General features: G+C 40.2%; 21 protein-coding genes and 1 pseudogene. 15 read left to right on the top strand and 7 right to left on the bottom strand.

What is annotated here, in order from left to right; all coding sequences use genetic code 11:
• Positions 1-3 precede the first annotated feature (3 nt).
• Positions 4-2,058: an efflux RND transporter permease subunit gene (locus O2S85_RS13200; protein ID WP_269409777.1), complete on the bottom strand. Its 2,055-nt coding sequence runs from the start codon at positions 2,056-2,058 to the stop codon at positions 4-6.
• A gap of 170 nt (positions 2,059-2,228) precedes the next feature.
• Here O2S85_RS13200 and O2S85_RS13195 point away from each other — a divergent pair, with 170 nt between their 5' ends.
• The 13 genes and pseudogenes from O2S85_RS13195 (at position 2,229) to O2S85_RS13140 (ending at position 11,958) form a co-directional block, all read left to right on the top strand.
• A complete protein-coding gene (locus O2S85_RS13195; protein WP_269409776.1) occupies positions 2,229-2,780 on the top strand; it encodes a TetR/AcrR family transcriptional regulator in 552 nt (183 codons plus the stop codon).
• A 628-nt stretch (positions 2,781-3,408) separates the two neighbouring features.
• Positions 3,409-3,540: an aspartyl-phosphate phosphatase Spo0E family protein gene (locus O2S85_RS13190; RefSeq protein WP_269409775.1), complete on the top strand. Its 132-nt coding sequence runs from the start codon at positions 3,409-3,411 to the stop codon at positions 3,538-3,540.
• Between the two features lie 21 nt (positions 3,541-3,561).
• Positions 3,562-3,819, top strand: a complete 258-nt coding sequence (locus O2S85_RS13185) for a hypothetical protein (protein ID WP_269409774.1) — start codon at positions 3,562-3,564, stop codon at positions 3,817-3,819.
• A 383-nt stretch (positions 3,820-4,202) separates the two neighbouring features.
• Positions 4,203-4,343 carry a hypothetical protein gene (locus O2S85_RS13180; protein WP_269409773.1) on the top strand — a complete coding sequence of 47 codons (141 nt, stop codon included), beginning with the start codon at positions 4,203-4,205 and terminating at the stop codon, positions 4,341-4,343.
• Between the two features lie 336 nt (positions 4,344-4,679).
• Positions 4,680-4,979, top strand: coding sequence for a hypothetical protein (locus tag O2S85_RS13175; RefSeq protein WP_269409772.1), 300 nt, complete (start codon positions 4,680-4,682; stop codon positions 4,977-4,979).
• A gap of 221 nt (positions 4,980-5,200) precedes the next feature.
• A complete protein-coding gene (locus O2S85_RS18830; RefSeq protein WP_367746264.1) occupies positions 5,201-5,338 on the top strand; it encodes a 3-hydroxyacyl-CoA dehydrogenase NAD-binding domain-containing protein in 138 nt (45 codons plus the stop codon).
• A gap of 139 nt (positions 5,339-5,477) precedes the next feature.
• Positions 5,478-6,458: a LacI family DNA-binding transcriptional regulator gene (locus tag O2S85_RS13170; RefSeq protein WP_269409771.1), complete on the top strand. Its 981-nt coding sequence runs from the start codon at positions 5,478-5,480 to the stop codon at positions 6,456-6,458.
• 6 nt (positions 6,459-6,464) lie between these two features.
• Positions 6,465-6,731: a PfkB family carbohydrate kinase gene (locus tag O2S85_RS18935; protein ID WP_439649402.1), complete on the top strand. Its 267-nt coding sequence runs from the start codon at positions 6,465-6,467 to the stop codon at positions 6,729-6,731.
• Positions 6,706-7,055, top strand: a pseudogene (gene rbsD / locus O2S85_RS13160) (D-ribose pyranase). The gene O2S85_RS18935 and the pseudogene rbsD overlap by 26 nt, the downstream one beginning before the upstream one ends.
• A 64-nt stretch (positions 7,056-7,119) precedes the next feature.
• On the top strand, positions 7,120-8,625 hold the full coding sequence (locus O2S85_RS13155; protein WP_269409770.1) for a sugar ABC transporter ATP-binding protein: 1,506 nt from the start codon (positions 7,120-7,122) through the stop codon (positions 8,623-8,625).
• A gap of 55 nt (positions 8,626-8,680) precedes the next feature.
• Positions 8,681-9,559 carry an ABC transporter permease subunit gene (locus O2S85_RS13150; RefSeq protein ID WP_439649461.1) on the top strand — a complete coding sequence of 293 codons (879 nt, stop codon included), beginning with the start codon at positions 8,681-8,683 and terminating at the stop codon, positions 9,557-9,559.
• A gap of 16 nt (positions 9,560-9,575) precedes the next feature.
• Entirely contained in the window at positions 9,576-10,505 is a 930-nt protein-coding gene (gene rbsB / locus O2S85_RS13145) for a ribose ABC transporter substrate-binding protein RbsB (RefSeq protein ID WP_269412583.1), read from the top strand.
• Between the two features lie 628 nt (positions 10,506-11,133).
• Positions 11,134-11,958 (top strand): aldo/keto reductase, encoded by an 825-nt coding sequence (locus tag O2S85_RS13140; protein ID WP_439649401.1) that lies wholly within the window; start codon positions 11,134-11,136, stop codon positions 11,956-11,958.
• Between the two features lie 53 nt (positions 11,959-12,011).
• On the opposite strand, the gene O2S85_RS13135 is transcribed toward O2S85_RS13140, so the two are convergent.
• The 4 genes from O2S85_RS13135 to O2S85_RS13120 form a co-directional block, all read right to left on the bottom strand.
• Complete coding sequence (locus tag O2S85_RS13135) at positions 12,012-13,148, bottom strand: Ger(x)C family spore germination protein (protein WP_269409768.1); 1,137 nt, start codon at positions 13,146-13,148, stop codon at positions 12,012-12,014.
• Positions 13,145-14,263: a GerAB/ArcD/ProY family transporter gene (locus O2S85_RS13130; protein WP_269409767.1), complete on the bottom strand. Its 1,119-nt coding sequence runs from the start codon at positions 14,261-14,263 to the stop codon at positions 13,145-13,147. Before O2S85_RS13130 ends, O2S85_RS13135 begins: the two co-directional genes overlap by 4 nt.
• 8 nt (positions 14,264-14,271) lie before the next feature.
• The gene (locus O2S85_RS13125) at positions 14,272-15,783 is read right to left on the bottom strand and encodes a spore germination protein (protein WP_269409766.1); all 1,512 of its coding nucleotides are present in this window, start codon (positions 15,781-15,783) and stop codon (positions 14,272-14,274) included.
• Between the two features lie 288 nt (positions 15,784-16,071).
• Positions 16,072-16,626, bottom strand: coding sequence for a beta-class carbonic anhydrase (locus O2S85_RS13120; RefSeq protein ID WP_269409765.1), 555 nt, complete (start codon positions 16,624-16,626; stop codon positions 16,072-16,074).
• Positions 16,627-16,696: 70 nt separating this feature from the next.
• Between O2S85_RS13120 and O2S85_RS13115 the strand changes: the two genes are divergently transcribed.
• Positions 16,697-16,843, top strand: a complete 147-nt coding sequence (locus tag O2S85_RS13115; RefSeq protein WP_269409764.1) for a hypothetical protein — start codon at positions 16,697-16,699, stop codon at positions 16,841-16,843.
• Between the two features lie 228 nt (positions 16,844-17,071).
• Here the strand turns inward: O2S85_RS13115 and O2S85_RS13110 are convergent, their stop codons facing one another.
• Both O2S85_RS13110 and O2S85_RS13105 read right to left on the bottom strand, forming a co-directional pair.
• Positions 17,072-17,791 (bottom strand): pentapeptide repeat-containing protein, encoded by a 720-nt coding sequence (locus tag O2S85_RS13110; RefSeq protein ID WP_269409763.1) that lies wholly within the window; start codon positions 17,789-17,791, stop codon positions 17,072-17,074.
• Between the two features lie 52 nt (positions 17,792-17,843).
• Positions 17,844-18,173, bottom strand: a complete 330-nt coding sequence (locus tag O2S85_RS13105) for a PadR family transcriptional regulator (RefSeq protein ID WP_269409762.1) — start codon at positions 18,171-18,173, stop codon at positions 17,844-17,846.
• A gap of 410 nt (positions 18,174-18,583) precedes the next feature.
• Between O2S85_RS13105 and O2S85_RS13100 the strand changes: the two genes are divergently transcribed.
• Complete coding sequence (locus O2S85_RS13100; RefSeq protein WP_269409761.1) at positions 18,584-20,083, top strand: nitrate/nitrite transporter; 1,500 nt, start codon at positions 18,584-18,586, stop codon at positions 20,081-20,083.
• The last annotated feature ends 468 nt before the right edge of the window (positions 20,084-20,551 follow it).

The raw sequence follows: 20,551 nt of genomic DNA, 5'->3' as shown, positions 1-20,551 counted from the left end.
GAATCACTCTTCTTTCCTTTTGTAAAAATTTGGTTTCCAGGTTGTTTTTTCAATCACGCGGTCAAATACGAGCAACAGTGCTGGCAGTAACAACACAACAAGTAGAAACGCCAATAATGCACCACGTCCGAGCAACAGACCAATCGATGAGACAATTGGATCGGATGACGTTGCCCACAAAATAAATCCGACACTGGACAGGATAGATGCGGACACTCCAATGGAGAAAATCTTCTCATTAATGGTCTTCTTTACGGCATCGATAGCACTCATTTTTTTACGGAGCAGCGTATAGTTTTCGGTGAATAGGATCCCGTAATCAACCGTTGCCGCCAGTTGAACCGTACTGATAATCAAATACCCGATAAAAACAAGCGGTGAATCGCTAAAGTATGGAAATGACAAATTAATCCATACTGACGTCTCGATCGTTAGTAATAGGATAACTGGGAAGGAAATGGACCGAAATGTAATAAGCAAAACAATAGCGATTGTAATCACCGTCAGTAAGTTGACCAATGTATTATCCTTTTCCACAATATCCTTCATATCGTATAGGGTAACGCTCTCTCCCAGAGCATGGTATTTATTACCATAATAATCAGCGGCAATTTCTTTAACCTTATCGACAAGGGCAAATGCCTCGTCACCCTCCGTATCCGTTGTGGTATTTAAGGTAATCCGGCTGAAATGTTTCGAAAAGAATGGTTCGGTTTCCGACTCATCGAGATACTCTGGTGGTATGCCTGCACCAACGGTATTGACATAGGAAACTGTACTTTTCACGTCATCCAGTTCATCAAGATCCTGCACCATTTCTTCTTCTCGTGCCAGATCTCCTTTTGGAACTAATAGAACCATTGGTGTAAATTTACCAAATACATCTTCTATTTTCTTAGCATCTTGACCGGCCCTTGTATCATGCGGATGCTCTCCGGTTCCATAAAGAAAGTTCGTATGACTTTGCGCCAAAAAGGCTGGTACAATAAGAATTGCCACAATCAATAAGACCGGAATACGCAGCTTCATAATATATTTCCCAATATTATATTTGCTGGGCAGGAACGGTCGATGCTGCGTTTTATCAATCCATTTGTACAAGATCAACGTGAGTGCCGGGAGGAAAATCATTACACTGATGAAGCTTAGTATGATTCCTTTCAGCAGGTTCAGGCCTAAATCCGCACCAAGCCCAAACTTCATAAACATCAGCGCCATAAACCCGAAAACAGTAGTCGATGCACTCGCTGCGACGGCTGGGAATGACCGCTTCATTGCCAGTTTCATCGCTTCTTCCGGAGTTTTAGCCGTCTGCCGATAATCGGTAAAGCTATGGAGCAGGAAGATGGCATAGTCAAGGGATACGGCCAATTGCAGAATTGGTGCGACAGCCTGTGTCACAAAGGAAATCTCCCCAATAAAAATGTTCGTCCCCATGTTTATTAGAACGGAGACTCCTATGGCTGTCAGGAAAAAGATCGGTTCCATCCATGATGTTGTTGATAGCAGCAGAATCAAAATCACAATGGGAATGAGAATTAATGCGGCATTCATCGCTTCTTCGCCCGTCATCTTCTGCGAGAGTGCTGTATCCGGTGCATCCCCCGACATCGCGTTGCTCTTGCCGATTAAATCATAGACGGCATCTGTTGCCTCCACTTCTTTTCCATCTTCAATTTCAAAGGAGAACAGTGCATCGCCATCTTTATAGTACGATGTAACGGTATCCGTATCGGCCATTTCAATTGGTGTCTTGATGTCGATCACATCATCAAGCCACATGACGCCGGAAACACCATCAATGGCTTCCAATTTTTCCTTGTATGCCAGGGCCTCTTGGATGCTGACGTCTTTTATCATAACCCGTGTATTGGCCACGTCATCGTCGAATTCCTTATCCATCACATCCATAGACTTCATGGATGGTGCATCATCCGGTAGATAGTCGACCATATCATGATTGACCGGGACGCCAAACTGCACCACCACACTGACAATCGTCAAAACCATAAAGGTGATGACAATCGATTTTTTATGCTTTATAATACGTTCTGTCATTGTGGTCTTATGTTCATCCTTTCACTTTATTGCTTCATTTGTTCAAATACGATAATATTATATACGACACCGTGTTGGATTTACAACAAACAGTTTTGTAATTTAAGTATAAAAGCCAACACATGCCGTAATTATGTTGGCAAAAAGTAAAAAGAAAGTGTGACAATTTGATGAACAAAAAACTCGATCGACGAAAGAAATATACCCGACAAGTCTTAAAGGATAGTTTAATTGCTATTTTGAAGAGCAAACCAATTTCCGCAATCACCGTTAAAGAAATCTGCGAACAGGCTGATATTAACCGTTCTACCTTTTACACGCACTACAAAGATCAATTTGACTTGCTCGAGCAAATAGAAGAAGAAATCATCACGGATCTTAACGCTTATTTAAATCAATATAATTTCGAGCTGGAACAAGAAGCACTACAGATGACCGAAAAACTCCTAGAATATCTTGTCTCCAAATATGAAATAATCCAAACACTTCTCAATGAACATACCGCTCATTCCTTTGAACAACGAGTGATGGACGTTGCTCGGTCCTTTCTGATTCAAAGTTTGGTTAACAACGATGATGTAGATGCAGATATTTCCGAATATGCGATAACCTTTCTCATCAGCGGGAGCATTTATGTTATAAAACAATGGGTTGCAAACGGCATGGATGAGTCGCCAAAACGAATTGCCCAGTTGATTAATAGCATTGGGTTTAAGGAGTGAAAATTTCTTAGCAATGAGGGAATCCTGTCGGGAAACAGAGGCGTGACAGAATGACGCCAAAGAATTAAAAAATCTGTCCAAAATATTTGGATCCACAGACAGCGCTATGTAATGAGGCATTTGTGACGATTGTATTGTAAGGGGAGTATAGTTTTCATGTAACAATCTATCATAGAGTCAATCCTTTTATCCCTTCCTGTCATAAAAGTTTGATAAAGGGGCAGATGCATTCCTATCATTGCTTTATTTTTGCAGTATTCGACTACGAAGGGTATTTTTCCCCGGATTTCCTTTGTTTTTCCAGTTCTTGATGTACCATCCACTTTATGAAATCACTTTCCTTTTTTGTTAAGTCTCTCCCTAATTTGTGTTTGAACTCTTGGGTCAGCTTAATATATGATATGACAGGATTCATCGTGGACACCTCCGATATGAATATATATTAATTGTAGCAAAATTTCAGATATATTGAATAGATAAGACATAACTGTAATCAAATTGTAATATTTTATCATAATAGTTCTAGCTTCATTTGTCTGCTTTTATCAACCTTATGAAAGGTGCTTACTTTAAATCGTGTATCCCGCATACTGAACAAGGATTCATAAATTAGCGGAGGATTAAAATAGTGTATAAACCAAACGATTTATCAAAAGCGATTAGCAAAAAGACACAGAAAATGATTCATTTGGCATTTAAGAAGGGATTTACCAATAAAGAAACGGTCGAGTGCAGTGGAAGTTGGTCATTGATACGATAACTGGAAAATAGGGAGGGAACCATGATGGATATGCAAACGAAAAAACAAGTAAATAATAGCATAAAGATCCCACAATTGGGATTGGGCGTATACAAAGTGCATGCTGAAGAGGTATATGAAACGGTTAATTTTTTATATTTCTCGCCGATCTGCATCAGTACCGGATCATACAAATACTTCGCTCTGCCAAGTGGAGACCATGATTCAACGGCAAAAAGGAAGCGACCATCTGCGTCCCAAGAAGACGTTTGTCAATTATCATTGTTTGACGTGTCATGATGAGGAGGAAATTCCTTATGACTTAATGGATGGAGGAGACTACACCACCGAGATTCACCTGTGAACAATGTGGGGGAGAAATGTATCCAGTGTATTATAAAGGCATACATGGACAGGAATATAAATTACAGATTTTCTCTAGTCTTGGTGGATAGAAAAGGACCTGGCGGCGTTTGCCCGGTTTTTCTTATATGATCCCCAAAAAGGCATTTAATGTTGTAGGGCGCCTGTCGCTTTCTGAACTATGTCATGTTTTGTCGAAAAATGATTAAATGATACCATGTTAATGTGTGATAAAATAAAGTAGCAACTGTATATGGTAAGGGTGGTTGGTTGTCGCACTTCTTTCCTGATCATTATCGATCGGAAAGGAGGTGATAATCATGGAAACGTTTTTCGACTTTTTCAGAGAAGTTCTAAAAGGAATTGTTCGTGCAATCAGTACGCACTTCTTTAAGAAGGCTTTTCTTGAAAAGGAGAAAACCACCCTGCTCCGTCGAAAGAAAAAGGGTGGTTTTCAATAAATGTAAATAATTGTTGACAACCACCCCCCCGGAGGGTAGTAGTTGCAGGGAGAAGTGTTGATAGCGCTTCTCCCTTTATCTATATCCATTATATATGAAATTATTCCAAGTTTCCAGCCTTACGAGTTTGGGGTCAGACACCTTAGCCAAGTTTAGAATACGTTTTACGTCTAACCAAATGTTTTACCTCCCCGGCACCCATTCTCATCAACTGTTTCCGCTATCCACTAAAACTGTATTTTTCTTCCTTCAAAAATTAACTATCACAAAAGATACAGCTCCAAGTGAGATGGAATCATTGCCTAAAAAAGAAAAACATATTCTCGTGTTTTTTCTGTGGTTTTCGGACAGCGAAAGTTACAATTATTCTGGAAGGATGATCATTGTGAAAAGAAAAATCATAGGCAGCTTTATCATTGTCTTACTGTTATTATTAATCGCTACCTGTATTCAACAGATATCGAAGCAAAAGACGATGGTAAGGATGAAGGGATGATTAAATTTGGTGTATTCGCTTGGACAAGCACTGTACCCCTAACCAACAAAATTTATGATGGGGCGGATGCAAAAGAAGTTGCCCAAAAGTGGATCGATGATAACCAGGACAATATTAATAAGATGATTGGGGAGTCGTAATGGTGATGAACCAGAATGTTTATCGTTTCCGATAATACCCACAATAAACAATCCCACAGCCGGTTTATGAGGGATTACTTTCTTAAGCTGTCTTCCTCTTTTGACGGGTTGTAATTATTTAGTAAGAAATAAGCATCGCCCGTAGGTATAAAAAACAGTCCTTTGTTTTGGTTATATCATCTGAACGATCTCAAAGAACGACATGCAAATATAAAGGGTAAATAACACCAACTAGTATTGCAAGCGTTTCAACTGCTGACCTCGTTATCGAAGCTGTTCCAGAGATACTGTTATTAAAACAGGATGTCTTCAGGGAAATTGTCCAAGAGACAATTATAAATGATCATCCTCATACATAAAAAAAGTATTGACAAACGGAATGAAAACGTTTTATTCTATGTGTTAACGGGTTACATGTTTTCTAACCCGTTTTGTTTTTTACTATTTATGTAACGGGTTACACTACGTTTATCATTCAAATAGAAAGTGGTTGGATACATGGCTACAATAAGGGATGTTGCTACACTAGCGGGGGTTTCAGTTGCCACCGTCTCGCGCGTGCTAAATGAATCGGCAAATGTTAATGAGTGTACCAAACACCGGGTTCAAAAGGCAATTGAAAAGTTGAACTACCGGCCAAACGATGTGGCGAGGAGTTTGTTTAAAGGTAAGTCGAAAATGATTGCTTTATTTGTTCCGGATATTATGAATCCATATTTTCCCGAATTAGCCCGGGCAGTGGAAGATATCACAACAAAACACGGCTATACTTTCATTTTATGCAATACCGATGATGATCTGCAAAAAGAACTGGCATATTTGAATACGTTAAGTCAAAAATCAATAGATGGCATTATTATTGTATCCAGCACGATGACAAACGAACATGTGGTCAATGCTAATTTTCCAATTATTGCAGTTGATCGGGAAATCAACGATAGCTTCCCATCTGTTACCGTGAATAATTACGATAGTGCACGGGAAGCGGTTCATTACTTACAAGCTATTGGCTGCACGAAAATTGCCCATATCAGCGGTCCGAAAAATGTTCGAAATGCTGTGCAACGGATGGAGGGTTACTTGGCCGTTGTCAAGAAGGAAAGCTGGTTTACAAAGACGCATGTCAAGTCGGGCAATTATACATTTGAAGAAGCATACTCAGCAACAATTGATTTGTTAACTGCCAACCCACAAACAGATGGTATATTTGTAGCTAACGATTTGATGGGAGTTGGCGTATTAAAAGCAGCACAATCGCTGGGAATACGAGTGCCGGAAGATTTATCCGTTATTGCATTCGACGGCATATCCCTGGGGGAAACGACAACCCCGTCATTAACGACAATGGCACAGCCCATTTATGATATGGGGGCAAGAGCTGCAGAAATGTTGATGGAACAAATTAATCAACCAGAGAAAATGATGGGTTCGGTTGAATTCAAGGCAGCATTGATCGAACGTCAATCGGCAAGGAGGTAAACTAAAATGAGAACCCCAAATATACGTGTGGTAGGTAGTATAAATATGAATATGACTACTACAGCCGATATGGCGCCAATACAAGGAGAAACTGTCTTAGGCAGGTCGTTTGCTACCTATCCTGGAGGCAAGGGTGCAAATCAAGCGGTTGCCGCTGCTTTATCCGTAACAAAAATCGGCGCGCAAAACGGGATGCCAACACGAATACAACTAGAGAGATTTATAGCGGGGAGAAGAGATGATGCTGATGAAAAAGAAAGGAATATTAAATAGAGAAATAGCTGCGGTATTGGCAAAAATGGGCCACACGGATAGTATTATCATAGCAGATTGTGGGCTATACCCATACCAGATGGAACGTGGTGTATAGATTTATCCATTACACAAGGAGAACCGAACTTTTTATCTGTATTGCAAGCGGTGATGGGTGATATGGAGATTGAAAAAATGACTATGGCAGACGAAATAAAAGTAGAAAATCAATCATTGCATGTACAAGTGCTGGATAGTCGTGACGCAATACCGAAAGCATACATTTCGCGCGAGTTGCTGAAAAAGAAGATACTAGATGCAAAAGCAGTTATTCGTACAGGATAAAATACACCTTTTGCAAATATTATCCTTCAATCAGGCGTGATTTTTTAAGAAGGGAGTTTGAAAAATGCCCCGTACCACTTTTGTTGAAATGGAAAATATTAGTAAATCATTTTCGGGAAATCAGGTGTTAAACAATGTTCAGTTTACAGTGTTAAGTGGCGAAATCCATGCATTGATGGGTGAAAATGGTGCAGGGAAGTCTACTTTAATCAAAATCCTGACAGGTATCTATCCAAAAGACAGTGGGGTTGTAAGGATGAAGGGAAAACAAGTCCATTTTGCCAATCCCAAGGAAGCGGAGCAGAAGGGCATCAGTGTTATCCATCAGGAGTTGAATATCATCCCGTATCTAACCGTTGCCCAGAACATGTTCATGGGGAAGGAATTAACAAAGAAGTTCGGGATTTTGGATACAAAGGAAATGCAAAACCGAACGAAAAAGAGCCTAGAAGATTTGGGAGTTACCAATATTGATCCCAATGAAATCGCTAGTAATCTATCGGTCGGACAGCAGCAATTGGTAGAAATTGCTCGTGCATTGGCAACAAAGGCTGAAATGATTGTCATGGATGAGCCTACAGCGGCACTAACGGAGCGTGAGATTGAGAGTCTCTTTGAAGTGATTGATTCACTTAAGAAAAAAGGGGTTAGTATCATCTACATTTCTCACCGTATGGAGGAGATTTTTCAAATTTGCGACCGGATAACAGTATTGCGGGACGGGGAATCGATCGGCACTAGAAATATTTCAGACACGTCTTTTCAAGAAATTGTAAAAATGATGGTAGGGCGTGAATTAGGGGATCGGTTCCCAAACAGAGAGGGGAAAATCGGGGAGGTCGTATTTGAGGCTCACGAATTGTCCAGTCCAGGATGGTTTGAAAACGTTTCCTTTCGAGTCCGTGAAGGAGAAATCCTCGGGGTCGCTGGGCTTATGGGTGCCGGGCGGTCTGAAATGATGGAGGCCATTTTCGGTTTTCGAAAAATGAAAAGCGGCAGTGTAAAACTCAATGGTAAAGAATTGCATATTAAGCACCCGCGGGATGCGATTGAGGCAGGCATCGGCTTTATAACGGAGGACAGAAAGACAAAGGGATTAGTGATTGATGCTTCTATTAAGGAAAATATGGCATTGACCAATTTGAAAGATATTTCGAAAACCGGTGTGATTTCCAAACAGGATGAAAAGAAACTCGTGGATCAACTCATTGAAAGATTGATGATTCGCACGACGAGTAGTGAACAGCCTGCCAAGTCTTTAAGTGGCGGAAACCAGCAAAAGGTTGTCATTGCAAAATGGCTTAGTATTCATCCAACGTTGCTTATTATGGATGAACCGACCAGAGGAGTAGATGTTGGTGCGAAAACGGAAATTTATGACATAATGGGCGAATTAACAAGAAATGGAGTTGCCATTATCATGATTTCTTCTGAATTAACGGAAGTAATTGGCGTCAGTGACCGGGTAATGGTGGTTCATGAAGGGAAAGTCACCGGGTTTTTAGACAGAGAACAAGCAAACCAGGAAAAAATTATGACATTAGCAACTGGAGGTGAATATATTGAATAAATCATTGGCTAGTCGTCTCGTAAAAATTGGTCCACTTATCGGGTTAATACTCATTATGATCATACTCAGTATTTTAAGTGACAGCTTTTTGACAATGAACAATATCCTAAACCTACTTAGACAAATTTCTATTAATGCACTAATTGCTTTCGGGATGACTTTCGTTATTTTAACAGCAGGGATTGACTTGTCAGTTGGATCTTTGCTTGCACTGGGCAGTGCCTTAACGGCGGGTATGTTGACAAGTGGAATGGACCCAATGTTGGCGATATTGATTGGACTCTTGATTGGTTTGGGATTAGGTGCCATCAATGGACTGATCATCACGAAAGGAAAGGTGGCCCCTTTCATTGCAACATTGGCGACGATGACGATTTTTCGCGGAGCAACGCTTGTTTTCACAAACGGAAAACCTGTTACAGGACTATCGGATAGCTTCAGTTTTCAAATGATCGGTAAAGGCTATCTACTTGGCATCCCATTTCCGGTCGTCATCATGCTGATTATATTTTTGGTGCTGTTTTTTATTCTGAGGAACACGGTTTTTGGAAGACAAGTTTATGCAGTTGGTGGTAACGAAGAAGCATCGACGTTATCCGGTATTAAGGCGGATCGTGTCAAAATTTGGGTTTATGCCTTAACAGGGATGCTGTCCGTTCTTGCTGGCATAATTATGATGAGCCGACTTAATTCCGCCCAGCCAACCGCGGGGACTTCATATGAATTGGATGCTATTGCGGCGGTGGTTATCGGAGGGACAAGCTTGATGGGTGGCCGAGGAAAAATATTAGGTACACTGATCGGTGCCCTGATTATTGGTGTCATTGACAATGGGTTGAACTTGTTGAATGTTTCTTCTTTTTATCAACAAATCGTCAAAGGTGCAGTTATATTGTTAGCTGTATTATTGGACAGGCAATCTAAAAAACAATAGGTTGGGGAGGATTATGATGAAAAAATATGTGAAACTAATGGGCTTAGTAGTATTGGTTATGATGCTGGTAACGGGTTGCTCTTTGGATCAGCCTGGAAAGTCTGAAGGTGATGGTGACAATACAAAAAATAAAGATATTAAAATCGGATTATCTATTTCTACTTTGAATAATCCATTCTTTGTGACATTGCGTGACGGGGCGGAAAAAGCCGCAAAAGATGCTGGACATCATATTGTAACAGCAGATTCACAAGATGACCCTTCTAAACAAATGAGTGATATTGAAGATATGCTGCAGCAAAATATTGATATATTGCTTGTAAATCCGACTGATTCTGAAGCGGTGGCTTCCGCTGTTCAAATGGCTAATGATGAGGATATTCCTGTTATTACCGTGGATCGCAGTTCTGATGGGGGAGAAGTTGTTACCCATATTGCTTCTGACAACGTAGAAGGCGGAGAAATGGCAGCGAAGTTTATAAGCGAAAGGTTGAAAGATAAAGGAAACGTAGTAGAACTGGAAGGTGTTTCTGGTGCTTCCGCTACACGGGAACGTGGTAAAGGTTTTCACAATGTTATTGATAAGAAGAAGGATATCAAAATAATTGCAAGTCAATCTGGTGATTTTGATCGAACCAAAGGATTGAGCGTAATGGAGAATATCATCCAAAGCCATAAGGATATCGATGCAGTATTCGCTCAAAACGATGAAATGGCATTAGGAGCATACGAGGCGTTGCAAGCACAAGGAATGGATGATGTGGTTGTTGTTGGTTTTGATGCGACAGATGATGCAGTTAAATCGGTAAAGGAAGGGGACATGGCTGCGACTATTGCACAGCAGCCGGATCTAATCGGAAAACAAGCTGTTGAAACAGCAGCTAAAGTACTCGATGGGGAAAAACTAGACGACTTCGTTCCGGTTGAATTAAAATTGATCAAATAGATGTTTTTGAATTGGTGTCAGGCGCCCATGTTAGTAGTGCGGGTACCTGACATTATTTTACGGACAGATACATGCTGCGTAAACACAACCTTACATTCCACCCATTCATCTATAATTGCTTTAACACTTTAATATTTTACTACAACAGGGGACAGTCTCCCATTTACAAAATTGTAATATTTTAGCTGTTTTTATTTGTCTTTCTTTGGAAGTGAAATCGATCATATATTGAAACCCATAAAGAAGTAATACTCGTATCGAATCAATTCCCAAGTACTGGAGTTTTGTCAATTTTGCCAACGTAATTAGTTTGGAGCGACTTACAAATTTAACACCATTTAGCGGTTTAATTTCTTTATAACATATCCGCCATTTTTCTTTTGGCCGAACTGATCAAGTGCTTTGGTGAATATACACATAACTATGGCGGCCGGCAGAAATTTTTAAATGCCTTTTTACCCAGAATAGCTATCCTCAACCGTGGGACGGTAAGGACAGCAAGTAAAAATAACTTCTCCTAAACTTCACCTCTTACGTTTAGAATATCTGGCTAGGCAAATTTTACTCAAAATACACACTTCATTTTCTACCTGTTCATCGTGATATACTAGAGGACAAGGAGGGAAACATGATGGATATGCAAACACAAAAACAACTAAATAATGGCACGTACATTCCGCAATTGGGGCTGGGTGTATACAAAGTGCCTGCTGAAGATGTATATGAAACGGTTGGACATGCACTGGAACTTGGTTATCGGCATATTGATACGGCGAGTTTTTATGGGAATGAAGAGGGGGTAGGTAAAGCAATCCAAGATTCTGGAATTCCCCGGGAAGAGCTCTTTGTCACGACCAAAGTATGGAATGACCAGCAAGGCTTTGAACGGGCGCAGCAAGCGTTTGCAGCCAGTTTAACAAGGCTCGGGCTTGATTATGTTGATCTTTACCTGATCCACTGGCCGGTTCCAGATATGTTCCCGGAAACATGGAAAGCGTTGGAGAAACTCTATCAGGATGGTAGGACGAAAGCGATCGGGGTCAGCAACTTCCTGGATCACCATTTGCAAACCCTGGCAGCTACCCAGCAGATCGCACCTGCCGTCAACCAAATTGAGCTTCATCCCAAGTTGCAACAAAGAGAGACAACAACTTATTGTCGGGAACATGGAATTGCCGTTGAATCATGGTCTCCACTTGGCAGGGCAAAGTATTTGGATGATCCGGTTCTTATGAAAATTGGCAAAAAGTACAACAAAACGCCGGCACAAGTAATAATCAGGTGGCACCTGCAGCACGATTTTATTGTGATTCCAAAGTCAACGAACAAAGAACGGCAGCGACAAAATATGACCGTGTTTGACTTTCAGCTTGACGATGGCGATATGAGATTATTGGATCAGCTGGAAAGCGGCATGCGTGTCGGATCACACCCCGATCAGCCACCAAAATAGGGGATAAGCCCTCATCGCTTTAGCATGTTAATCGATGAGGGACTGACCACCCATCATGGGATAATTCCATGATGTAGAATCCGGACATCGACATTAAAATCAACATCTATGTTTGGATAAATCTCATGTAATTTATCGTTGCCGGGTTTATTTCCTTTTTGATGGGTGCGATAAACAACCCCGTAACCAAAGGGATCGGCACCTAACTTTTGTGTGTAGGCCAATAACTTCTCATATTGGCTCTTTACCTCGTTTTCAATCTCTTTTTCAAATTTTTTAATGACCTTTGGATCTCGCAAATCAATTTCCTCACTCAATTCCATTAAATCCACACTGAGTTTTACATTCGTTTGAAACTTCAAGTTTTGGCTATCAAGCAATTTTGTTTTGGCTTTCCCCTTACGAAGGGATAAGTCAGCATAAGCATACTTTCTACTTTGCTGCTTCGTTGATTGCTTTTTCATGTGCTCCTTGAATGGTTTTAATGGAATCGCGGCTTGTATATCCAATTTCTTGATTGGTTTATGCAACATGGAAATTAAATAAACTTTATCCAATGGTATCTTGCCAACAAGTTGGTCATCCAAAAATAGAGCAACTGATGAAATAATTGGTTGGTTGTCCTTGATGGATAATATCGGTAAATACGGATCCCTGCCTATCTTGAAATATTCATTAGAAAAATCAATTAATCTAACGTCCGGGATGACATTGTTCTTTTTATTTTGTTTGATGAGATCATTCAGGTAACGATTTAGATTGATTCTCGGATTTTTGTTCCCTGTTAAAATGATCTTTTCAGCGGTTGGCTCTGCTATTGCCAAATACATCATATCGGATATTTTTGCATCACGTTCCAAGGGGTCAAGATAACGTGACAATCCCTGTTTGGCCAGTTCCGCACCAAATAACGCCAATTGGATAGATCCGGGAGCCAGCTCAAAACTGGTATATTGATTGGCTATCTGACGCACACGTTTCATTGTATTTGCCTCCCCGGATACAATTTGGGAGGTTTCTTCATTTTGTTTTGCGAATTTGTATATGACCATTGTCGATTTAAGTTGACCATTTTCCAGCTGGTCTACCCCATAATTATTAATGATTCCCAAGTCCTCAATTGTTTTGGTGGGCACACAACCGGCAAGAAAAATGAGAAATGCCAAGATCATCACACATGTCCGATTCATTTTTTACCCCCACCTTTTCTTTTTTTATCCCAGCGTCTCTTTATCCATACGATTGGTAGTAGAATAAACGGGTAAACATAGACGATCCAGAAGCTAATGACGGAATAGGCATCGGTCAATTTGATCACATATGTATGACGCGAGATAAACCCGCATGATATAAAGAGGAGAAGGGCAACGGTAAAAAGCGTGAATTTCCTTGGTATATTATATAATCGCTTCATCCCATAAGTAATCATCCAGATTAACAACAGCATCACCGGTACGATCACCATAATCCACTCGGCGATGACAATAAAGTCAATGCGATTGATAAATGGCAATTTCGACCCTTTAAATAAGGTCAATACAGCCCATTCTAATTGCCCAAGCAGTCCCGGACTGAAAAAGCCAATTGCAATAACCATCTGCAATAAAGCGATTAAAGCAGTATAGGTTATACCCAAAAAGATTGGGCGTTTGGCCTTTTGTTTGTTTTGGATAAATGGGTAAACAAAAAAGAGAATTTCAAACCCGACAAAGGTAAAGGTTGTCTTTTTTGCCCCCTGAAGCAATTCAGGAATAGTTGCTTCGAAATAAGGCTGGAAATTATTAAATTCCATTTTCATGATTGGCTCGTAAAACAAGAATAGTAACCACTGTGTTAAAAAAAAGAATATAAATGCAACCCCAACAATGACTCGTAGCCCACCCAAGGCACCATAAATAATCAAAATAAGCAACAGTCCGCCCATCACAAACGAACTCAGTTGTGGAAAAATAAAAATTTGTACAACTTCAATATAAGTGACAAACACGGTGATGAGGCCAACGGTAAAATGAATCATATAAATCGTACCCAATAATTTGCCGATCCATTTGCCAAATACATCAACCTGGATACCCAAAATATCTGCGTTTTTATACTGCTTCAGTATCAAGTACATGACATAGACAACAACCATTAGGTAGACATAGGCAATAAGAATGGATATCCATGAATCTTGTTTTGCCTCATTGTAAACATACATCGGATACCCCATCATGCCGACTCCTATTTGCGTGCCTGTAACGATAAAGAACAAATAGAATGCACGAATCTGCAAGTCATTTTTTACTTTTACATTAATATCCATCCTATCACCTAATCTTCAATGTCATGTTTGCGTTTGGACTCTTTGCGTTTATAACGAAGCAAATTTTTCGGTCTGATGGAGAAAAATCGCTTGTTTTCGTATTGGAGCGGAGCACGAGTCAGTGATTTGTTCAAGTCGGCCCAGCGGAATGGATAGATGGGCGTCAAATACGGCATCCCTAAAGATTTTAGTTTTAGCAAATGGATGACTAAAAACGATGCACCAAAAATAATCCCAATAAGACCAAATAATCCAGCCAGGACGATCATCGGAAAACGAACGATTCGAACCGCTGTCCCCATCAAATAACTTGGTGTCGTAAAAGAGGATAGTGCACTTAATGCAACAACGACGATTAAAATATTACTGGTTAATCCTGCCTGAACAACCGCCTGTCCGATGATAACCCCGCCAACAATTCCAATCGTCTGACCTACTTTGGTCGGCAGTCTGGCTCCAGCCTCACGCAATAGTTCAATCAAAAATTCCAGAATTATCGCTTCCCAGATTGGTGGAAAAGGAACACCTGCCCGTGACTGGCCGATCGTTATCAGCTCGTCAACAGGAATAATCTCGTAATGATAGGTCACCGCAGCCACATATAATGGCGTCATCGTAACTGAAAGAAATATTGCGAAAAAGCGCAAAATCAATAAAAAAGTGCCGATATTCCAACGCATATACAAGTCTTCTGTTGACTCAAAAAAACTCAAGAATGTGGATGGCGCAATGAACCCAGTCGGACTATTTTCCGTCAATACCCCAATCCGACCCTGTCTGATCGCATAGCTGAAACGATCAGGAAGTTCGGTGGAATAGAACTGGGGAAAGACGGTAGAGGATGAATCATTGAGATACTGTTGCAATACAGTGCTATCTTCTATTTCATCTACATCCAAATCTTGTAGACGTTGCCGCATCGTGTTGACCAATTGCTCGTTGGCAATGGATTTTATGTAACAAATCCGAATTTCCCGTGGATAGCGATGACCAATCATCAGCTGTTCCAATACGAGATCAGTAGAGCGAATACTCCAACGAACCACGTTAAGATTGGTCACAAGCGACTCGGTAAAAGCGACTTGTGGTCCAATCACAACGGTTTCATTTTCTGCTTTATCCAGCTGACGTTGTTGTTTTTTCAGGGCAAGATAACCAAGCGCTTCTTCTTCCCCCTCCACGTAAATGAATAGTTCTCCGACCAGCAATCCTTTTAGAATGTCCTCCAATTTATCCACCGTGTGTCCGGTATTTTCGGGAATATCGTCTAAAATAGAATCATTGCTCCATTCCTCTTTGCTGCTTAACAGCGGATCAAGAATAAACTGACCAATGATGTTCAAGTCGACTTGATAGGAGATAAAAAACACTGCTGCTTTTTTACCACTATCCTGATTATATGTACGAAATAATAAGTCATCGTTGTTTTCAAATTTTTGGAGCATGATCTGCTCGAGTTCTTCCAGTTTGATCGGAAAGAAACTGTTTGTGTTTTTCTTCTGCTGACGATTTCTTCTCATGTGGACCTCCTGGAACAATATTACAGTCCGCTTATAAGTGATAAACTGATAACACCTAGTATGTGAAAAATCGCTGAAATTATTATAGAGATAGCGTAGAGGGTCAGCGGGAGCATGAGTGGTAGTTTGAGATTACTGAAATATCCAGATGGTCTGTACAGAGTGAAGTTGCGGTGGTTGCTTTTTATCTTATTTTATAAGGGGCGTAAACAATCAAGAAAAAAACTTTCCATAGATGGCCGATTTGATACCAACCATCCATGGAAAGTTTTTTCAATGGTGTGCTACTTATTCTGCTTTGGTAACAAGATCAAGTTTTCCTGTTGCCGGATCGATAACCAAGCCATGTACCTTAATTGCTGGGGGCAGAAGTGGGTGATTGCGCACAATATCAACACTTTGCTTGACGGAATCTTCAACAGTTGTAAATCCCTCGAATTCCTTATGTACATCAATGCCGGCATGTTCGAGTGTTGTTAGTGTATCTTCCGCAATACCTTTTTCAAGCATGGATTTTTTTAATACATCTGTATCCACGTGGGACATGCCGCAATCGTGGTGACCAATGACCATTACTTCTTCTGCTTTTAGTTCATAGATAGCGACTAGGATACCCTTCATGATACTGTCAAATGGGCTACGAATAATTGCACCGGCATTTTTAAGCATTTTTACATCGCCATTATGAATATTTAATGCTTTTGGCAACAATTCAACAAGTCGTGTGTCCATGCAGGTTACAATAACTAGGCGTTTATTGGGAATATTATCGGTTTTGTAGGGCTCGTATTCCTTTCCTTCTACAAATTTTTGGTTGTAAGCGAGTATCTCATCGATTTGCATCCAATCCACTCCTTCTTAAAAATCTCTTCTATATAACTATAGCAGGTTTTGATGCTGTTCGACCAGTCTGTTGTATAAAACGGGGAGTTATTCCATTGGTTATTTCAAACAAGGATCGATTGAGGTGAAAGAAGGCGAACAGGCGATGTCTAACTGGCTAAATTTTTCGGGATATTTTACTTTATTGCTTCAAGTGCGTGTTCAAAAAGGAGAATAAAAAGGACCGAGAAGTTCTAGGCGGCGTAGCTTTCAGACTGTTTATTTTGAATTGTCCGATCTATTTTGAGCAAAAGCCAATGTTCAACCTAAAGTGAGCATTGGCTTTTGTTTAAATCAGTCACCCATACTCATGCCTTTTAAAGTAACAGCCGTAATAAATCCTGTTACACAAACAATTGCCGTCGAAATAACGATAGCTGTTGCGATACTCATGAAATATACCCCCTTATATAATCGTAACGTTACTTAAGTCTACCTTGGCTCCATGTAAAAAGTTGTAGGTTAACTTATCCATCCTGGCCCCGGAAAAATCGGTTTTCCTTACATCTGACTGGCGAAATTGAACGCTTGTCAATATTGCATTACGAAATGATGCCTTCTTTAACGTGGATCCTTCAAATATCGTTTGATGAAAGGTTTCCCCATCAAAGACTAATCCCTCCAAATTGCTATTTTTAAAGTGTGTGCCATTATATATACAATGTTTGAAAGTTGCCCCTTTCAAATTCGCGCCTTTAAATAGCGTTCCGGTTAAATTGACATCTTCAAAAATGCATTGGTATAAATCACTGCCTTTAAACGTACTGTTGGTCAGGTCAGAATGGCTGAAATCGGATCCCTTTAACTCACTGGCATTAAATTTACCATCATGAACCGAAACCGAACGGAAATCTGAATCCCGGAGACGTTGGCAGGAAAAATTCATCTGTACGGCTTGCTCTAATTCATTATGTTTTAGATTAATGGATTCTACCAACTCCGATACCTCACCAATGGAGTCGATGGTTAACCTGTATGCTTCTTTATCACTGTATCCTTGTTGTTTGTAATCATCATATTTTTCTTTGAGATTTTGCGACAGTTCTTCTTCCAGTTCTTTGGCAGATTTTACATTTTGATAGGGCATAAAAATGCTGTGCACATGCGCTTTTATTTGGTCAATCATGGATCATTATCCTTTCTATTGTTTAACATTTTTCATTCGGGTACTTCATTTCTCATAACAAGCGTTCCAGAATCTTCTTTGCCTGTTCCCAGTTTTGTTTATTTTGTTTATAGGTTTCTTTCCCGCTTAATGTGATCGTATAATATTTTCTTCGTCCGCCTTGAGTCGCGTCCCCCCAATAGGAGCGGATGTTGCCTTCTTTTTCAAGCCGTTTCAAACTGGAGTACATGGTCGCTTCCTTTAATTCGTATTGTTCCCCTGAATTCGCCCGGATTAATTTACTAATTTCGTATCCATATTTATCTCCATTTAACAAAAGTTTTAAGATCATCGTATCAGCGTGTCCGCGCAGCAGATCGGAGGATAGCTTTGACTGAACCACATCCTCACCTCCTTGTGTATAATATATAATAAATTACTATATCTGTCAAAGTAATTTGTGTATAACAGCAAATATGTAAATGAATAAGGGGACTCGAATGAAAAAGATCAGCGGCAAACGGAAAAAAACAGCAAGCACTTGAATTATCACTTGAGAGTGTTGGCCAAATGTTTGGGAATAGTGCTTTCATCACGAAAAAGAAGCAGAGTGTGCTCCCCAAGTTCGGAAGGGAGGAAATAGAAAACAAAGGGAGAGAAACGGAAGAATGTCAAAAAGGTGTCATAATGATTGGATCTTTATGTGATTTTTTTCACAGTTGGTGAATGTGTTTTGTCATAAGCTAGTGATATGAAGGTAGGAAGGGATTTTATTCAGTTTTAAAAACCAAATCTGGAAAGGGATGGTTGAGCATGAATCGGCCAAATCTACAACTCTCGCTGCAATCCGTCAGTTTGATCGTTGGGTTTATGGTATGGGTGCTGATTTCCTCGTTGATGCCAATTATTAACGAAGACATTCATTTAACAGCCGGGCAAATGTCGCTTGTTACGGCGATTCCGGTTATTCTTGGATCTGTGTTAAGGGTTCCGATCGGATTTTATACAAATCGCTTTGGTGCCCGGACAATTTTTATGATTAGTTTTGTTATCCTTTTGTTTCCTGTGTTTTATATGAGTATTGCCAAGTCGTTTACCGATTTAATTATTAGTGGACTTTTCCTTGGGGTTGGTGGAGCCACGTTTTCTATCGGAGTAACCTCACTGCCAAAATATTATCCAAAAGAAAAACATGGATTAGTAAACGGGATTTATGCGGTAGGGAACGCAGGAACAGCAATCAGCACATTTTTTGCGCCGATGCTGGCAAAATCGTATGGCTGGGAAAATACGGTTCGCTTTTATCTTGTTTTGTTACTTGCATTTATTGTCATTAATTTTATCATTGGCGATCGCAAGGAGAAAAAAGTCAAGGTTTCCATGATGGCGCAAATCAAAAGTGTTTACCGCAATCAAACACTATGGTTTTTAAGTTTTTTCTATTTTATCACGTTCGGTGCTTTTGTTGCCTTTACCGTCTATTTGCCTAACTTTTTGGCATCACACTTTTCACTGGATCCGGTTGATGCCGGGATTCGAACAGCCGGCTTTATTGTATTGGCGACATTGTTGCGTCCATTAGGTGGCTGGCTTGCCGATAAATTTAATCCGTATGTGATTTTGATGATTATCTTTTTGGGAACCAGTATATCAGGTGTTATCTTATCCTTTTCACCAACGATTGGCCTTTATACGTTTGGAACGTTATCGGTTGCTGTTTTTGTCGGGATTGGAAATGGTACCGTGTTTAAGCTTGTCCCACTGCATTTTTCCAAACAAGCCGGGATCGTCAACGGAATTGTGTCGGCAATGGGCGGACTAGGGGGATTTTTTCCGCCAATTGTACTCACAACGGTCTTCAATTTAACCGGACACTATGCAATTGGTTTTATGGCATTGTCAGAATTTGCACTGGTCAGTTTTGTGATTGTCATTTATATGTATTATCAAGATCGCTTGAGTATTGAGGGACGAATTATTGAAGGAGCCGCGGAAGGCATCATGGTCACCAACAAACATGGTGTTATCCGAAACGTTAACCCTGCGTTTACGCGTATAACTGGATTTAAGGAAGAAGAAGTGAGAGGGAAAACGCCGAGTGTACTTAAATCGGGCAAGCATGATGAAACTTTTTATCAAGACATGTGGGAGATCATGCGGGAAAAAGGTTATTGGGAAGGAGAAATCTGGAATAAGCGGAAAAACGGTGAGATCTATCCCGAATGGTTGACCATAAGCCAGTTAAATAACAGCAAAGGACAGCCGCAGTATTATGTCGGGATGATGAGTGATATATCTGAAGTGAAAAAGTAAAAAAGAAGACCATATGACATCTTCTTTTTTTGCAGGAATACTTACCTATTTTGAGGAAAAGAAGAAAAAGGGCATTGACTTTAAATTTTAGTAATATTATAATTACTGGGAGTCAAATAACGAGAGGAGGTCATTACCATGCAACGCCAATTACAACGACAGCAAAAGCAACAACTATACAAGCAAAATTTTATAAATGGTGTGACCTCAAACGATGTCAGTGGAAGCAATAGCTGATTTACATGATAAGCTGAAACTGTTTGGTAAAGGTCACATATGTCTGTGGCCTTTTTGTGATTTAGAACAGCTCATTCGCCCGGCTAACGAAATTTTTGTCGGTAAGAACACTCTATTTTACGAAAGCATACGTCATAGGCGACGTGTGCTTTTTTGTTTAGGGATAGTTGAACGAACCGGTTGATAACAGCGCTAATCCGGTTGATATGTTGGCGAGACCGGTTGATATCC

It is taken from the genome of Lentibacillus daqui, assembly GCF_027186265.1.
In the GTDB taxonomy this organism is placed as follows: domain Bacteria; phylum Bacillota; class Bacilli; order Bacillales; family Amphibacillaceae; genus Lentibacillus_C; species Lentibacillus_C daqui.
The sequence above is the reverse complement of the archived record's forward strand: the minus strand, read 5'-3'. Positions and strand labels throughout refer to the sequence as shown.

Excerpts from the sequence above, each read along its gene's own strand:
- O2S85_RS13200 (WP_269409777.1), bottom strand. The coding sequence starts at position 2,058 with ATGACAGAACGTATTATAAAGCATAAAAAATCGATTGTCATCACCTTT.
- O2S85_RS13195 (WP_269409776.1), top strand. The coding sequence starts at position 2,229 with ATGAACAAAAAACTCGATCGACGAAAGAAATATACCCGACAAGTCTTA.
- O2S85_RS13185 (WP_269409774.1), top strand. The coding sequence starts at position 3,562 with ATGATGGATATGCAAACGAAAAAACAAGTAAATAATAGCATAAAGATC.
- O2S85_RS13180 (WP_269409773.1), top strand. The coding sequence starts at position 4,203 with ATGGAAACGTTTTTCGACTTTTTCAGAGAAGTTCTAAAAGGAATTGTT.
- O2S85_RS13170 (WP_269409771.1), top strand. The coding sequence starts at position 5,478 with ATGGCTACAATAAGGGATGTTGCTACACTAGCGGGGGTTTCAGTTGCC.
- O2S85_RS18935 (WP_439649402.1), top strand. The coding sequence starts at position 6,465 with ATGAGAACCCCAAATATACGTGTGGTAGGTAGTATAAATATGAATATG.
- O2S85_RS13155 (WP_269409770.1), top strand. The coding sequence starts at position 7,120 with ATGCCCCGTACCACTTTTGTTGAAATGGAAAATATTAGTAAATCATTT.
- O2S85_RS13150 (WP_439649461.1), top strand. The coding sequence starts at position 8,681 with ATGATCATACTCAGTATTTTAAGTGACAGCTTTTTGACAATGAACAAT.
- rbsB (WP_269412583.1), top strand. The coding sequence starts at position 9,576 with ATGAAAAAATATGTGAAACTAATGGGCTTAGTAGTATTGGTTATGATG.
- O2S85_RS13140 (WP_439649401.1), top strand. The coding sequence starts at position 11,134 with ATGATGGATATGCAAACACAAAAACAACTAAATAATGGCACGTACATT.
- O2S85_RS13135 (WP_269409768.1), bottom strand. The coding sequence starts at position 13,148 with ATGAATCGGACATGTGTGATGATCTTGGCATTTCTCATTTTTCTTGCC.
- O2S85_RS13130 (WP_269409767.1), bottom strand. The coding sequence starts at position 14,263 with ATGGATATTAATGTAAAAGTAAAAAATGACTTGCAGATTCGTGCATTC.
- O2S85_RS13125 (WP_269409766.1), bottom strand. The coding sequence starts at position 15,783 with ATGAGAAGAAATCGTCAGCAGAAGAAAAACACAAACAGTTTCTTTCCG.
- O2S85_RS13120 (WP_269409765.1), bottom strand. The coding sequence starts at position 16,626 with ATGCAAATCGATGAGATACTCGCTTACAACCAAAAATTTGTAGAAGGA.
- O2S85_RS13110 (WP_269409763.1), bottom strand. The coding sequence starts at position 17,791 with ATGATTGACCAAATAAAAGCGCATGTGCACAGCATTTTTATGCCCTAT.
- O2S85_RS13100 (WP_269409761.1), top strand. The coding sequence starts at position 18,584 with ATGAATCGGCCAAATCTACAACTCTCGCTGCAATCCGTCAGTTTGATC.